Origin of the sequence: Hoeflea phototrophica DFL-43, from assembly GCF_000154705.2 — a bacterium.
GTDB lineage: Bacteria > Pseudomonadota > Alphaproteobacteria > Rhizobiales > Rhizobiaceae > Hoeflea > Hoeflea phototrophica.
The window spans coordinates 3,927,592-3,942,320 of record NZ_CM002917.1 but is presented as its reverse complement, the minus strand read 5'-3'; the positions used below and the strand labels follow the sequence as shown (position 1 = coordinate 3,942,320).

Below are 14,729 nucleotides of genomic sequence, written 5' to 3'. Positions count from 1 at the left end.
GCGCGGGCGGTGACCGGCAAGCGCTGCCTTAGGCCATATTGTGCCGGTGACGTCAAGTATTGGGCGGGTTTGCGAAACATCAAGGATCTAGCTGGCGCATGGCGGTTCCGGCGGCAATGTGGGATTTCTGATTTACGTACCTCAGAAACTGATCTATGAGTTGCGCGAGGAGAAATCAATGCGGCCGACCGTTCATGACATTGCCAGTGTGGCAGGCGTCAGCCTTGCGACCGTGGACCGCGTTTTGAACAATCGGCCCGGTGTACGCAGGCAAACGATCGAGAAGGTCGAGGGCGCTATCAAGTGCCTGGGCTATGTACGCGATGTGGCGGCTGCCAATCTTGCCAAGCGGCGGCTTTATCCGCTGATTTTCATTGTGCCGGGCGGCCCCAACAGTTTCATGCGAAACCTGGAGGCTGAAGTCCGTGCGGCTGCCGAGCGGTCGACAATCGAGCGGACCTCGATCCGGATCGAGACAGTGCCACCACTGGATCCGGTGGCGCTGGAGCGTGCGCTCGCCAAAATTGACCACGCGAACACATCCGGCGTTGCCCTGGTGGCGGCGGATGCACCGCAGGTTCGGGCCGCGGTGGAGCGTCTCATAGATGCCGGGGTTGCTGTCGCGACGCTGGTTTCCGATCTGCCTGGCTCAAGGCGATCACATTTTTGCGGCATCGACAATTTTGCTGCCGGCCGGACGGCTGCCGGACTGATCGGACGGTTCTGTTCGGGCCGGGAAGGCAAGGTCCTCGTTGTGGCGGGATCCATGACGCTGTCTGACCACATGGACCGGGCAGCCGGTTTTGCCGAGGTTCTCAAGGAGGAGTTTCCAAATCTGGAAACTGTTGGCCCGATCGAGACAAATGATGATGCGGGGCTGGTCCAGCGGGAAGTCACCCGGGCGCTGGCAACCCATCCGGATATTGTCGCTGTCTACAATCTCGGCGCCGGCAATAGCGGGCTGATTGAGGCGTTACCTGCGCATGGTGCTCGCAAGCTTTCGGTCGTGGTCCATGAGCTGACCGCGACTTCACGCCGCGCACTCACCGAGGGACTGATTGACGCCATCCTCAATCAGGATTGCGGTCACGAGGTGCGCAGTGCCATCCGCGTTCTTAAAGCACGGGCTGACGGACTTGATCCTCTTGACGCCCAGGAACGCATCCGACTCGACATTTTTCTCAAGGACAATTTGCCATGAAATTTGACCTGACGCCGATGGGCGCAGCCCAGGAAAGGACGGACCTTTATGTATCTCGGACTTGATCTCGGAACCTCTTCCGTCAAGGCGCTGTTGATTGACGATACGCAAGCCATTGTCGGCTCGGCCAGCGCCGGCCTGACCGTTGAGCGGCCGCATCCGGGTTGGTCGGAACAGGATCCGGAGAGCTGGATTTCGGCGACGCGGACAGCGATCGGGCTTCTCGCCAAGAGCCATGGCGCAGAGCTCTCCAAGCTCCGCGGCATCGGATTGTCAGGGCACATGCATGGCGCCACGGCCATTGATGAGGCGGGAAAACCGATCCGGCCCTGCATTCTTTGGAATGACACGCGCAGCTATGCTCAGGCCGCGCTTCTCGATGCTGACCCGAATTTCAGGCAATTGACTGGCAACATCGTGTTTCCGGGGTTCACCGCGCCGAAGCTTAAATGGATGGAAGCACAGGAGTCTGACAATTTCGCGCGTGTTTCCAAGGTGCTTCTGCCCAAGGACTATCTCAGACTCTGGCTTTGTGGCGAGGCCATCTCCGAGATGTCGGATTCATCCGGCACATCCTGGCTTGATGTCGGCAAGCGCGACTGGAGCGATGATCTGCTTGCGGCCACAGGGCTTGAGCGCGCGCAGATGCCGGCTCTTGTGGAAGGCTCCGAGCGTGGTGGAAGCCTGCGGGCTGAACTTGCCGCAGAGCTCGGTCTCCCCGCCGGCATCCCGATCGCCGGTGGTGCAGGCGACAATGCGGCTTCGGCCTGCGGAATGGGCACGATCGGAGACGGTCACGCTTTTGCCTCACTGGGCACGTCGGGCGTGCTGTTTGCCGCGAACAACCGCTATCTGCCCAATCCGGACAGTGCAGTGCATGCCTTCTGTCATGCGCTTCCCGGGACCTGGCATCAGATGGGGGTCATCCTGTCGGCGACCGACTCGCTCAACTGGCTCTCCAGTGTGACTTCGAGCAAACCGGCGCAAATGACTGCCGACCTTGGCGAGACGCTTGTGGCGCCGGGATCTGTGATGTTCCTGCCTTACCTATCGGGCGAACGGACGCCGCACAACGACGCCTCCATTCGCGGCAGTTTTACCGGGCTGGGCCACGAATCCGACCGTGCAGCTCTGACGCGCGCCGTTGTCGAAGGGGTGGCATTCGCCTTCCGAGACAGCCTCGCGGCGCTGGCCCAGGCCGGAACACGGCTTGAGCGTGTCACCGCCATCGGAGGAGGATCGCGGTCCATCTACTGGCTCGAGGTTCTCGCCACGGTGCTCGGACTGCCGGTGGACATTCCCGAAAGCGGCGATTTCGGTGCAGCTTTCGGGGCAGCCCGGCTCGGCCTGATCGCGGCGGAGAACGCCGATCCGTTTTCAGTCTGCACAGCACCGGCGACACAGCGAAGCATCAACCCAAATCGCGATCACGCGGCGGCCTTTGACGAGGCCTATCAGCGCTATCGCGCCCTCTATCCGGCTATCAAAGGAGCATTATCATGACCACCGGCTTTTTCGGCGACATCACGTCCATTGATTATGAGGGGCCAGAGAGCCGCAATTCACTGGCTTTCCGCCACTACAACCCGGATGAGATCGTTGCCGGAAAGCGTATGGAAGACCATCTGCGGTTTGCTGTCTGCTATTGGCATAATTTCGTCTGGCCGGGTGGTGATCCCTTCGGCGGTCAGACCTTTGAGCGGCCCTGGTTCGGCGACACGATGGACCTGGCGCGGCTCAAGGCCGATGTCGCCTTCGAAATGTTCTCGCTGCTGAAGGCGCCCTATTTCTGTTTCCATGATTTCGATGTCAGGCCCGAAGGTGCGAATTTTGCGGAGAGCCGCAGAAATCTCGAAGAGATTGCCGACTATTTCGGAACAAAAATGGAGCAAACCGGCGTCAAGCTTCTGTGGGGGACAGCCAACCTGTTTTCGCATCGCCGCTTCATGTCGGGTGCTGCCACCAACCCGGACCCGGATGTCTTTGCCTATGCAGGGGCCACGGTGAAGGCCTGCATGGACGTCACGAAGCGCCTCAATGGTGAGAATTACGTCTTGTGGGGTGGCCGCGAAGGCTATGAGACCTTGCTCAACACCGATATGGCGCGCGAACTGGACCAGATGGGCCGGTTTCTCAATCTAGTGGTCGATTACAAGCACAAGATCGGGTTTGAGGGCACCATCCTGATCGAGCCAAAGCCGCAGGAGCCGACCAAGCATCAGTATGATTACGATGTTGCCACCGTCTATGGCTTCCTCAAGCGTTACGGGCTTGAGAACGAAGTGCGGGTCAATATCGAGCAGGGTCACGCGATTCTGGCCGGCCATTCCTTCGAACACGAACTTGCGACAGCCCGGGCACTGGGGATTTTCGGCTCGATAGACATGAACCGCAATGATTACCAGTCGGGTTGGGATACGGACCAGTTCCCCAACAATGTGCCGGAAATGGCGCTGGCCTATTACCAGGTCCTGTTGGCGGGCGGCTTCACCACAGGAGGCACGAATTTCGACGCCAAGCTGCGCCGTCAGTCCATTGATCCTGAAGACCTGCTCATCGCTCATATCGGGGGAATGGATTGCTGCGCCCGCGGCTTGAAAGCGGCGGCGAAGATGGTTGAGGAAGAGGTGCTTTCGGGTTTTGTCGAGGCGCGCTATTCCGGCTGGAACAGCAGCGAGGCCCAGGGCATGCTCAACGGTTCCATGACACTCGAGCAGATCGCTGCCAAGGTTGAAGCCTCAGACCTGGATCCATCGCCAAGATCCGGCAAGCAGGAATGGCTTGAGAATGTGGTCAACCGCTATGTCTGACCAAAGCGGCGCCGACCAGGTTTGCGTCAGCGGCAACGCTGACGTAAACGGACGCTGCGAAATCGGCTCGAGCCGCAAGGGAAAATCGATATGCAATTTGCTCGCCTGAACGGCGTTGTTATCCACCATCAGGTGATCGGCGCTGCGCCCGAGTGCCCGACCATCGTGTTCGCCAACTCGCTGGGAACCGATTTCCGCATTTGGCGCGATGTGATCGTGCGCATGGTCGGTGACTTCGGGATCCTGATGTACGATAAACGTGGACACGGCCTTTCCGAGTCCGGCAATACACCCATCACAATGGACGATCATATCAATGACCTGGCGGCCTTGCTCGATCATTTTGAAACTCGGAATGCAATTGTTTGCGGATTGTCGGTGGGGGGGATGATTGCGCAAGGATTGGCTGCCAAACGGCCGGATCTGGTGCGTGCGCTGATCCTTTGCGACACAGGCCACAAGATCGGCACGCCGGAGATGTGGGATGCCCGGATAGCGGCCATCAACGAACAGGGTATCGACGGGATCTCCGATATGATTCTCGAACGCTGGTTCACGCCGGAGTATCGCAGCGCAGACAATGCGGAGTTTGTCGGCTACCGTATGATGCTTGAACGGACGCCGCTTGAAGGCTACACCGGCACGTGTGCCGCGATCCGCGACAGTGATTTCACCCAGTCAAGTGCTGCGCTCGAAGTGCCGACCATCTGTGTGGTTGGTGATCAGGACGGATCAACCCCGCCGTCACTGGTGGGTGAGCTGGCCCGGTTGATTCCGGGCGCGATGTACCAGGAAATCCCGGGTGCGGCGCATCTCCCCTGTATTGAGCAGCCGGTCGTGCTTACCGATGTGATCAAGTCATTTGTTGATCGGCTGAACCGGCCGGAATGAGCGGCACTCCGAAATACAGGAATGGTGAGAGCGGCATGGCAATAGGACCATCACCGAAGGCGTTGGCGGCCCGGTTTCCAGCGGATTTTCTTTTTGGAACCGCCACAGCATCCTTCCAGATTGAAGGTGCGGCTCAAGCTGATGGCCGCAAGGCTTCCATCTGGGACGCGTTTTCGCACATGCCGGGACGGGTCAAGGGCGGCGACACGGGTGATGTGGCGTGCGATCACTATCACAAGCTTGAGGCTGATCTTGATCTGATGACGGAGCTTGGTGTGGCTGCCTACCGGTTTTCGATTGCCTGGCCACGGATACTTCCTGACGGCGCCGGAGCGGTGAATGAAACCGGAATCGGCTTCTATGACCGCTTGCTTGATGGGCTGCAGTCCCGCGGCGTCAAGGCGTTTGCCACCCTGTACCACTGGGACCTTCCGCTGGCGCTGATGGGCAGGGGCGGCTGGACGGACCGGGATACCGCACGCATTTTCGCCGACTATGCAAGCCTCGTAACGGCACGGCTTGGCGACAGGCTTGACACAATCGTGACCTTCAACGAGCCTTGGTGCTCGGTCTATATGGGCCACCTCATGGGCGTCCATGCGCCAGGCGAGCGGTCAATTGAGGCTGCAATGGCAGCACTCCATGTGACTAATCTGGCTCATGGTTTGGGTGTTCAGGCAATCCGGTCCGAACGACCGGAACTTTCGGTTGGTCTGGTGCTCAACCCGATGAGCGTGTTGCCGGCCAGCGACAGCGCCGCGGATCGCGGTGCGGCTGAAAGGGCAAATGATTTTCACAATGGCGCGTTCTTCGGTCCGGTGTTTGAAGGGGCATACCCTTCAGCGTTGCTCGATGGCTGTCCGGATCTTTCCCGGAACATCCAGCCGTGCGACCTTGAGGTCATCAATCAGCCGCTCGATTTCTGGGGCCTCAACTACTACACTCCGATGCGGGTGAAGGATGATCCCAGCTCACCGTTCCCGCACGCCGGCTCTGCTCCGCCAGTCCAGCCCGAGAAGACTGACATCGGTTGGGAGATCGAGCCTGCTGGTCTCTCGCATGTGGTGAAGTATCTCTATGGCCGGTATCAGCTCCCCGAATTCTTCATCACCGAGAACGGCGCTGCTGACAATACTGAGGTTGAAAATGGTGCAGTCAGCGATGTGATGCGGGTTGAATACCTGACGTCACATCTGGGTGTCGCCGCTGATCTCATTGCAGAAGGCTATCCGCTCAAGGGCTATTTTGCCTGGAGCCTGATGGACAATTTCGAATGGGCCGAAGGCTATTCGATGCGTTTCGGGCTGATCCATGTGGATTATGAGACGCAAGTCCGCACGATCAAGCAGTCGGGCCACTGGTACACATCGCTGCTCGCAGCCCACGCAGCCTGACTGGGCTGTCAGCGGACCACGAAGCCGTGGGCGAAGGGGTCTTCCTCATCGTCGATTGTGATGGTGTTGAGACCGGTTTCCACCGCCCAGCCGGCAATCGAGGGAATTATTGCGGGCTTGCCGCCAACCTCCGCGGTTGCTTCAACATGTCCGTGGAACAGCGATCCGATAATGCTCTCATGGACAAAATCGTCACCGGGTTTCAGGTGACCTTTGGCGGCCCATTGCGCCATGCGCGCCGAGGTGCCGGTGCCACAGGGTGAGCGGTCGATGGCCTTGTCTCCATAGAAGACGGCGTTGCGGGCATGGGCTTCCGGTTTGGTTGGCGCGCCGGTCCACAAAATGTGGCTCAAACCCTTGATCTCGGGCTTTTCGGGATGGGCAAAACTGTTTTCGGCATTGAGCCGGTCGCGCAATCCGGGGCTCATCCGCACAAGATCTGCGGCCGTGAAGTCGGCCATGTCTTTGAAATTTTCCTGCGGGTCGACGATCGCATAGAAGTTTCCGCCATAGGCCACATCAACGGTGATGTCGCCCAGTCCTTCGCAATGGGTCTGGATGCCGGTCGAGTGCAGGAACGCAGGCACATTGGTCAGCCGTACCTCGGTCACCTTACGGCCTTCCAGGCGGTACCGGGCGACGATACGCCCGGCCGGCGTGTCGATGGCCAGAACGCCGGGTTCGCGTGGGTTCACCAGACCGTTCTCGATCGCCATGGTCACTGTGCCGATGGTGCCATGGCCGCACATTGGCAGGCAGCCTGAGGTTTCGATGAACAGAAAGGCGATGTCACAATCATCGCGTGTGCTTGGATAGAGAATTGCGCCGGACATCATGTCGTGGCCTCTGGGCTCGAACATCAAGCCGGTGCGGATCCAGTCATAATCTGCCAGAAAATGCGCGCGGCGCTCGAGCATGGTGGTGCCGTCGAGACCGGGTGCACCGCGGGTGACAACGCGCACCGGGTTGCCGCAGGTGTGTCCGTCAATGCAAAAGAAGCGGTTGCGTGCCATTGGATGCTCCGGAGCGGATCGATCAGAAACGGTCGGGCCGGCAGGCCGCAATGTCAATGCTGGGGGTGTGGCCGTCAACCAGATCTGCGATCAATCTGCCCATGGCAGCCGACTGGGTGAGCCCGAGATGGCCATTGCCGAACCCGAGCAGAACAGACGGGTGTTCAGGCAGGGCGCCGATCACGGGCAGCGTATCAGGCAGCGAGGGGCGGTAGCCCATCCATTCGGTGCCGCCGCCGGTTTTCAGACCCGGAAGGAAATCCGCTGCCTTGTCCAGCATCGCTTTTGACCGGGCGTAGTTAGGGAGCAAATCAAGCCCGGCAAATTCCACCGCGCCGCCGACCCTGACGCCGGTTTCGAGTGGTGTGATGACGAAGCCATGACTGCCGAAAATCAGCTGTCGTTTCACATCGAAAGCGCCCTGAGGAAGGGTGGTGTTGTAGCCGCGCTCGGTTTCGAGCGGAATCCGCAGTTTGGTGAATGTCCTGAGCAGACGCGTTGACCAGGCTCCGGCGCAAATGACGACCCTGTCTGCCTCCCTTGACGAACCGTTGGCGAGGCGCAGAGACGGCCTCGTGCCGTTGTGTTCCAGCGCTATCACCTGGGCCTTTTCGAAGGTTGCGCCGTTGCGTTCCGCATGGGTCCAGAGCGCCTTGGCAAAGGCCTGCGGTTCGGAGACTGTCTTCCACACAGGCACGAAAGTTCCGGCAACAAAACGCGGTGACAGACCCGGCTGCAGTTCCTCAAGTCGTTGTCCGCGCACATGCTCGAATGCGATGCCGGCATCCGCGCGGCGCTTCCAGCCGCTTGTACTCGCCCGGAACTGGGCCTCTGACTCATAGAGTTCCAGTGAGCCGTCATGGCGGATCCGTCCGCCCATCCCGGCGCGGTCGACCAGGGCCATCATCTCTTTCTCGGCGAGCCGCATCAGATCACTCTGGGTCGTGACCGAAGCTTCAAAACGGGACGGAAGGCTGGCCTTGCAGAATTGCCATAGCCAGGGTGCAAGCTGCGGCAGGTAAGAGGGGCGAATGGATAGTGGTCCGAGCGGGTCAAGCAGCCATTTGGGTGCCTTGAGCATGGTCTTGGGCGATGCCAGTGGCATGATGTCCGAAAAAGCGAGAGCCGCGGCATTGCCCCTGCTGGTCTCCTCGGCAATTCCGGTCCGGTCAATCACGGTCACGGTGTGCCCGACCTCGCTCAAAAGCGCAGCGGTTGCGATGCCGACAATGCCTGCGCCGACAATGGCAATGCTCTGACGGGGCGCGCTCATGTCTCTCCGTTTGCGGCGTCAGCCGCTCTTGCTGCGAGCATCTGACGGTGGCGTGCGCGGAAGCGTTCACGGTCTTTGTCGCTGCGCGTGTGATAGCAATGCGGACAGGATGCGCCTTCTTCAAACAGCGGCGAGGCTTGTTCTTCGGGCGTCACCGGATTGCGGCAGGCGCGGCAGAGGATCTCATCACTCTCGCGCAGTCCATGGGTGACAGCGACGCGTTCGTCGAAGACAAAGCATGAGCCTTCCCAAAGGCTCTCGCGCTCATCCACTTCTTCGAGATATTTGAGAATGCCGCCCTTCAAATGGTAGACATTCTCGAAACCCTGGGCGCGCATGAAAGCGGTCGCCTTTTCGCAACGGATGCCGCCAGTGCAGAACATGGCGATGGGTTTTGTCTTGTCATCAAGCCCTGCGGTTTCGACCCATTCGGGGAATTGCCGGAATGTGCTGGTTTCCGGATTGACCGCACCCTTGAATGTGCCGATCCCCACCTCATAGTCGTTTCGGGTGTCGATCACGACGGTTTCCGGGTCTGAAATCAATGCGTTCCAGTCCTTCGGATCGACATAGGCACCGACATCCTCAAGCGGGTCGATGTCGGGAACGCCCATGGTGACGATTTCTTGCTTGAGCCGCACCTTCATGCGGCGGAAAGGCATCCTGTGGGCGCTGCTTTCCTTGTGCTCAAGCGCGGAAAGCCCGGGAATTGCCCGCAGATGCGCAAGCACCGCGTCTATCGCCTTGCGTGAGCCGGCGATGGTGCCGTTGACGCCTTCGTGGGCAAGCAATAGCGTTCCGCGGACACCTGATGTGCAGCACAGCTTTGCAAGTGGCGCCTGAAGCGCTTCATGCTCTTCGAGCCGGGCGAAGTGATAGAGTGCTGCGACGACGACTGGTTGATTGGTCGCGGGTGTCCTGTCAGCAATGTTTGTGTTGGTTGTCATGTCTGCCGCAATAGCGCGTCCTCTTTGCACAGGCAATTGTCTTTGACGGGGAGTATGAAGCCTGTGGTGGTCATGAAACGTGGACAAGCATGCGTCGAAAGGCTATGCGGATGCACCAATTTTTGATGCGAAAGGACCAGCGTCATGGGTGACAAAACCCAAGTCCTCATTTCAATTTTGAAACAGCAGCCGGTGGTGCCGGTGCTCGTCATTCAGGATGTCGCAAGCGCTGTGCCTCTGGCGCGTGCGCTGGTGGCGGGTGGTCTCAAGGCCATCGAGATCACGTTGCGGACACCGGCGGCGCTTGAGGCGATCCGCGCCGTGGCCAATGAGGTCGACGGCGCGATTCCCGGTGCTGGAACCATTCTCAATGCCCGCCAGTATCAAGAGGCGGTGGATGCCGGGTCTCAGTTCATCGTCTCGCCTGGCACGACGATCGAACTTCTGGATGTGGCGCGCAAATCGCCGGTGCCGCTGCTGCCGGGCGCTGCGACGGCGAGTGAGGTGATGTCGCTTCGCGAAGAGGGCTATCAGGTTCTCAAATTCTTCCCGGCCGAACAGGCTGGAGGTGCGGCTTACCTCAAGTCCCTGTCCTCACCTCTGGCTGGGATGCAGTTCTGCCCCACCGGCGGCATCACGCCTGCAAATGCGCGGGACTATCTGTCGTTGCCGAATGTCATCTGCGTGGGCGGTTCATGGGTGGCACCTGCCGCTCTGGTTGAAGCCGGCGACTGGGACGGGATTACCCGTCTGGCCGCCGAAGCCTGTCTGCTGGCAGGCTGAGAAGGCTCTCTGCTTGCCTTGTATCGGAGCTGCCATATTTTGGCAGTTGCCGACGCGAAGTCATTTGAAAGCGGACGGCTGCGTTCCTATCTGGATTGAAAGCGGGTGAGCTACCCGCACAATCAATGTGACGAGGAGCTACCTGATGTTCGATCCAAAAACCCTGCTTGACCAATTTCTTGGTTCCAATGTGCCCGGCACACAAGGCAGCGTGCGCGAAAAGGCGAGCCAGGTTGGCCAGTTGGCCAAAGACAATCCGCTTGCCAGCGGTGCCCTTGTCGCGGTGCTCCTGGGGACCAAGACCGGCCGGTCGCTTGGCGGATCAGCGCTCAAGATTGGTGGCATGGCGGCCATCGCCGGACTCGGCTATCAGGCCTGGAAGAACTACCAGGCAGGCAAGGCTCCGGTTGAGGCGGCACAGGGCGGACAGCCTGATCTTATCGCTCCTCCGGCAGAATCTGACTTTTCTGCGGAACCTGCTGCCGTCGACGCTGATTTTGCGCTCTCTCTGGTACGGGTGATGATCGCGGCGGCGCGCGCCGACGGCCATGTCGATGATGCCGAGCGTGCCCGCATCCATGACAAGCTCGAACTGTCGGGCCTTGGCAATGATGCCGTGGCGTTCCTCGATAGAGAGCTCAACCAGCCGGTCGATATGGATGCCATTGTCGCCTCTGCGGTGACCGAGGTGCAGAAGGTGGAGATGTTTACCGCTGCGCGGCTCGCGATCGATCCCGATACCCGTGCAGAGCGTGGTTTTCTCGATCTGCTGGCCGGGCGGCTTGGCCTTGCTGATCCGCTGGTCGATCATATCGACGCCACAGTGGCGGCGGCCAAGGGCTGAGCCTCTGCCCGACCGGTCTTTTCTGACACAGCTTTAAGGCCTGCTTTTTAGGGAGCGGCAGCGTGAAATTCATTCGTGTTGCTGATAACTCTTGTCAGAAAATGTCATGCGTCAGCCCGTTGTGCGACAGTGGGCCTGATGACATGCTGGCCGCATGATGATTGACCAGATCAACTATCCCCTGATCCTGACAGCTGCCTTGCTGGCAACGGCAAGCCCGGGGCCATCGACACTGGCAATTGCCGGGACGGCGATGGCGCAAGGACGGGTGCCTGCGCTTGCGCTGGTGGCGGGAATCACATCGGGATCCTGGCTCTGGTCGATTGCGGCGGCGCTTGGGCTCAGCGCCCTGATGCTGGCGAATGCCTGGGTTTTCGAGATCTTGCGTTATCTCGGAGCCGGGTATCTTCTGTTTCTCGCCTTCAAAAGTGCGCGCCGTGCTATGGTACCCGGCAAGACTATTTTTCGATCGGTTTCCGCCCAGAGTCTTGGTCGTGCCTATGGCAAGGGTCTGGCGATGCATCTGACCAATCCCAAGGCGATCCTGTTTTTTGGCGCACTCTATTCTGTTGGTGTTCCAGCCACCGCGTCTCCCGGGGAAGTGGCTTCCGTGGTGCTGGTTGTCGGTCTGCAGAGTGTTGTTGTTTTTGGCTTCTATGCGCTGCTTTTTTCCAACCCGCGTGTTGTTGGCGCTTATGTTCGCCTCAGCCGCTGGTTCGAGGCGGCCTTCGCGATGGCATTCGGATTTGCCGGACTGAAGTTGCTAACGGCGCGTCTTGGTTGAGATCTGGCCATCCGGCAAAATAGATCATTGGTACGGTGAGCTGGCGTCCTCATGGTCGTTGCCGTTCGTATTTATTTCCGGTTCCGGTTTCTCATGCTTGTGATCATCGCGCGTGTTATTTCTTTGGCTCAAGAGAAGCGTTTTCATCTGTTTTTGCTGGGATAGTTCGTGACTGAATTGTTGTTCAGGCGTATCTCCGGCCAGTTATGCAACAAACAATTCTTGGTATCGTGCCTGTTTGAACTTACCGGTGAGAGTCGGTTACATCATTTTAAGGTGCTGTTAATAAATCAGGTTCATTTTGGAATGCTGACATGCCTCTTCACTCCTCCCAAGAACGGCATGGCGTAAAAGGGCGGCGAAAGCCGCCCTTGTTCGTTTCAGGGCTCCCGGTTTTTCAGGGTTTGGCGTCCTTCAGAAACTCACCGATCCGTATGACTGCCTTTTCGATGTTGTCATCGGAATTGGCGCATGAGACGCGGATATAGCCTTCGCCCAGTACGCCGAAATCCGGTCCACCAATCAGAGCCACTCCTGCTTGCTCCAGCAGTGCGCTGGCGAGCGGCTTGGCTTTCCAGCCGGTCTTGGAGATATTGGGGAACGCATAGAACGCGCCCTTGGGCAACACGCAGGACACGCCCGGCAAGCCATTGAGCAGATCGGTGACAAGGGTGCGGCGGCGATCAAAGGCTGTGAGCATGTCTGCAACAGCATCCTGCGGTCCATCAATCGCGGCGATGCCGGCAAGCTGAGACGGCGCGTTGACGCAGGACCAGCAGTTGACTGCCAGCTTGCGCACATAGCTGATCAGGCTGTCGGGCCAGATCGACCAGCCCATTCGCCAGCCGGTCATCGCCCAGGTTTTGGACCAGCCGTTGAGTACGATCAGCCGATCGCGAATTTCAGGATAGCTTAGCAGTGAGGTGTGCCGCTCGCCGTCATAGGTCATGACATCGTAGATCTCGTCGGACATGATTGCGACGTGCGGGTGTGCCGCCAGTCCCGCCACCAGCTTGTCGATTTCGGCCTTGGGCGTCACGCCGCCGGTCGGGTTGGCAGGCGAATTGAGGATCAGCAGCCGGGTTTGCGGTGTGATCAAGGACAGCGTCTCTTCGGCCGAGAAGGCGAAGCCGTTTTCCTCACGCATCGGCACCGGAACCGGTCGCGCCCCGACATGCTCGATCATCGAGCGGTAGATCGGAAATCCGGGATCGGGATAAAGAATATCAACACCGGCTTCGCCGAGCATCCTGATCGCGGCATACATGGTCGGCTTCCCACCAGGCATGATCATGATGTTCTCCGGCGAGACTTCCATGCCGGTCATGGTCGACGTCCGGCGGCAGACGGCTTCGCGGGTCTCAAGCAAGCCCGCTGCCGGGGTATAGCCGTGGTGGCCGTCGCGCAGCGCCTTGATGGCGGCTTCGACGATATGTGCTGGTGTTTTGAAGTCCGGCTGGCCAATGCCCAGATTGATAATGTCGCGGCCTTCGCCGGCAAGCACGGTGGCGCGCGCGAGAACAGCGAAGGCGTTTTCTTCTCCGATCCGATCGAAGGCTGCGACGGGCTCTATCATGGTTGCTTTTTCCTGTCCGGGTGGTTGTGTTGTGGCTCCAAGTCATGTCCTATCCGGGCGCGAAATTCAATTCAGGCTCTTTTCATGCGCGATTTAACCAAGTGGACCCCCCGCGCGGCACCGCGGGCTATTTCTGCGACCGGCCGCTATGTAATGATCGAACCGTTCCAGCGTCATGCCCATCAGGAAACGCTGTGGACCGCCCTTGGCGGCGAAGCCGTCAGTGACCTGATCAGGTACTTTCCGAACGGGCCCTATACCCATGCGCATGAACTCAGCGACTGGCTCGAGAAGTCTGCTAGGGAGCTGGGCTGGGTTACCTGCATCTTCCGCGGCCGTGTGAGCGGCGATGTGGTCGGCATGGCATCCTACATGCGCCCTGATCCAGCCAATGGCGTCGTCGAGGTTGGGTCGGTCGCCCATGGTGCTGCCATGGCGCGCACGCCGATGTCGACCGAAGCACATTATCTCATGGCGCGGCATGTTTTCGAGGATCTCGACTACCGGCGTTATGAATGGAAATGCCATAATCTCAACGAACCCTCGAAGATGGCGGCAAAGCGGCTGGGGTTCACCTTCGAAGGGGTCTTCCGGCAGCATATTGTCGCCAAAGGCATGAACCGCGACACGGCATGGTTTTCGATGATTGACGGCGAATGGCCAGTGATCAAGGCGGCGTTCGAGGCTTGGCTCGATCCCTCGAATTTCGCATCGGACGGGCGCCAGAAGTGCCGCTTGGAAGATTTGCGGAGTCGTGCCGGATGACACAGCTGACGCGCGCTGTTCCCGGAGATCGTGAACGTGTTGAGATGTTTCAGAAAGCGGCCTATGCGCGGACTGAAGCTGTGATTGGTGCGCCGGCCATTCCGCTCGAATGGGATTATGGCGCGATTCTGCAGGAGTGCGAGGTTTGGCTCTACAGAAACGGGTCAAAGCTTGATGGCGTTCTGATCCTGCGCCTGCTTGAAAAGGAATTGTTTCTCGAGTCCATTGCGACCAATCCGAACAGCTCCGGGTCCGGTCTGGGGCGGATGTTGATGGACGCAGCCTTTGATCGTGCGCGTGCGCTTGGACTGGGCAGGATCGCACTGATTACAAACAGCCGTAACCCTGCCGTTGGTTGGTACAAAAAAATAGGGTTTCTGGTTGATTTTGAAGAGGCTCAAGAGCATCGGATGGTGCTACACATGTCGGCCAGTACAATGGATTGATG

Annotated in this window: 14 protein-coding genes; 10 read left to right on the top strand and 4 right to left on the bottom strand. The window is 59.2% G+C overall.

Annotated elements, in window-relative coordinates; translation table 11 throughout:
* Positions 1–178 precede the first annotated feature (178 nt).
* The 5 genes from HPDFL43_RS18630 to HPDFL43_RS18610 all read left to right on the top strand — a co-directional run bounded on the left by HPDFL43_RS18630 (position 179) and on the right by HPDFL43_RS18610 (position 6,296).
* Entirely contained in the window at positions 179–1,201 is a 1,023-nt protein-coding gene (locus HPDFL43_RS18630) for a LacI family DNA-binding transcriptional regulator (RefSeq protein WP_040449337.1), read from the top strand.
* Between the two features lie 48 nt (positions 1,202–1,249).
* On the top strand, positions 1,250–2,704 hold the full coding sequence (gene xylB / locus HPDFL43_RS18625) for a xylulokinase (protein WP_007198959.1): 1,455 nt from the start codon (positions 1,250–1,252) through the stop codon (positions 2,702–2,704).
* Positions 2,701–4,011 (top strand): xylose isomerase, encoded by a 1,311-nt coding sequence (gene xylA / locus HPDFL43_RS18620; RefSeq protein WP_007198958.1) that lies wholly within the window; start codon positions 2,701–2,703, stop codon positions 4,009–4,011. Before xylB ends, xylA begins: the two co-directional genes overlap by 4 nt.
* Before the next feature lie 90 nt (positions 4,012–4,101).
* Positions 4,102–4,902, top strand: a complete 801-nt coding sequence (pcaD, locus tag HPDFL43_RS18615) for a 3-oxoadipate enol-lactonase (RefSeq protein ID WP_007198957.1) — start codon at positions 4,102–4,104, stop codon at positions 4,900–4,902.
* 35 nt (positions 4,903–4,937) lie between these two features.
* Positions 4,938–6,296 (top strand): GH1 family beta-glucosidase, encoded by a 1,359-nt coding sequence (locus HPDFL43_RS18610; RefSeq protein WP_040450534.1) that lies wholly within the window; start codon positions 4,938–4,940, stop codon positions 6,294–6,296.
* 8 nt (positions 6,297–6,304) lie between these two features.
* On the opposite strand, the gene HPDFL43_RS18605 is transcribed toward HPDFL43_RS18610, so the two are convergent.
* Genes HPDFL43_RS18605 through trhO form a run of 3 tightly spaced genes read right to left on the bottom strand, consistent with a single transcriptional unit; the run spans position 6,305 to position 9,529 of the window.
* Positions 6,305–7,309: a 4-hydroxyproline epimerase gene (locus tag HPDFL43_RS18605; RefSeq protein WP_007198955.1), complete on the bottom strand. Its 1,005-nt coding sequence runs from the start codon at positions 7,307–7,309 to the stop codon at positions 6,305–6,307.
* Between the two features lie 22 nt (positions 7,310–7,331).
* On the bottom strand, positions 7,332–8,582 hold the full coding sequence (locus HPDFL43_RS18600) for an NAD(P)/FAD-dependent oxidoreductase (protein ID WP_007198954.1): 1,251 nt from the start codon (positions 8,580–8,582) through the stop codon (positions 7,332–7,334).
* Complete coding sequence (gene trhO / locus HPDFL43_RS18595; RefSeq protein WP_007198953.1) at positions 8,579–9,529, bottom strand: oxygen-dependent tRNA uridine(34) hydroxylase TrhO; 951 nt, start codon at positions 9,527–9,529, stop codon at positions 8,579–8,581. The genes HPDFL43_RS18600 and trhO overlap by 4 nt, the downstream gene beginning before the upstream one ends.
* A gap of 144 nt (positions 9,530–9,673) precedes the next feature.
* On the opposite strand from trhO, the gene HPDFL43_RS18590 reads away from it, so the two are divergent.
* The 3 genes from HPDFL43_RS18590 (at position 9,674) to HPDFL43_RS18580 (ending at position 11,940) form a co-directional block, all read left to right on the top strand.
* Positions 9,674–10,312: a 2-dehydro-3-deoxy-phosphogluconate aldolase gene (locus HPDFL43_RS18590; protein WP_007198952.1), complete on the top strand. Its 639-nt coding sequence runs from the start codon at positions 9,674–9,676 to the stop codon at positions 10,310–10,312.
* A gap of 145 nt (positions 10,313–10,457) precedes the next feature.
* Positions 10,458–11,156 carry a tellurite resistance TerB family protein gene (locus tag HPDFL43_RS18585; RefSeq protein WP_007198951.1) on the top strand — a complete coding sequence of 233 codons (699 nt, stop codon included), beginning with the start codon at positions 10,458–10,460 and terminating at the stop codon, positions 11,154–11,156.
* 154 nt (positions 11,157–11,310) lie between these two features.
* Complete coding sequence (locus HPDFL43_RS18580) at positions 11,311–11,940, top strand: LysE family translocator (protein ID WP_007198950.1); 630 nt, start codon at positions 11,311–11,313, stop codon at positions 11,938–11,940.
* A gap of 397 nt (positions 11,941–12,337) precedes the next feature.
* Here HPDFL43_RS18580 and HPDFL43_RS18575 read toward each other — a convergent pair whose 3' ends face one another.
* Positions 12,338–13,516, bottom strand: a complete 1,179-nt coding sequence (locus HPDFL43_RS18575) for a pyridoxal phosphate-dependent aminotransferase (RefSeq protein WP_007198948.1) — start codon at positions 13,514–13,516, stop codon at positions 12,338–12,340.
* 84 nt (positions 13,517–13,600) lie between these two features.
* On the opposite strand from HPDFL43_RS18575, the gene HPDFL43_RS18570 reads away from it, so the two are divergent.
* Together HPDFL43_RS18570 and HPDFL43_RS18565 are read left to right on the top strand one after the other, a co-directional pair.
* Entirely contained in the window at positions 13,601–14,281 is a 681-nt protein-coding gene (locus HPDFL43_RS18570; RefSeq protein ID WP_040449335.1) for a GNAT family N-acetyltransferase, read from the top strand.
* The gene (locus tag HPDFL43_RS18565; protein ID WP_007198946.1) at positions 14,278–14,727 is read left to right on the top strand and encodes a GNAT family N-acetyltransferase; all 450 of its coding nucleotides are present in this window, start codon (positions 14,278–14,280) and stop codon (positions 14,725–14,727) included. Before HPDFL43_RS18570 ends, HPDFL43_RS18565 begins: the two co-directional genes overlap by 4 nt.
* The last annotated feature ends 2 nt before the right edge of the window (positions 14,728–14,729 follow it).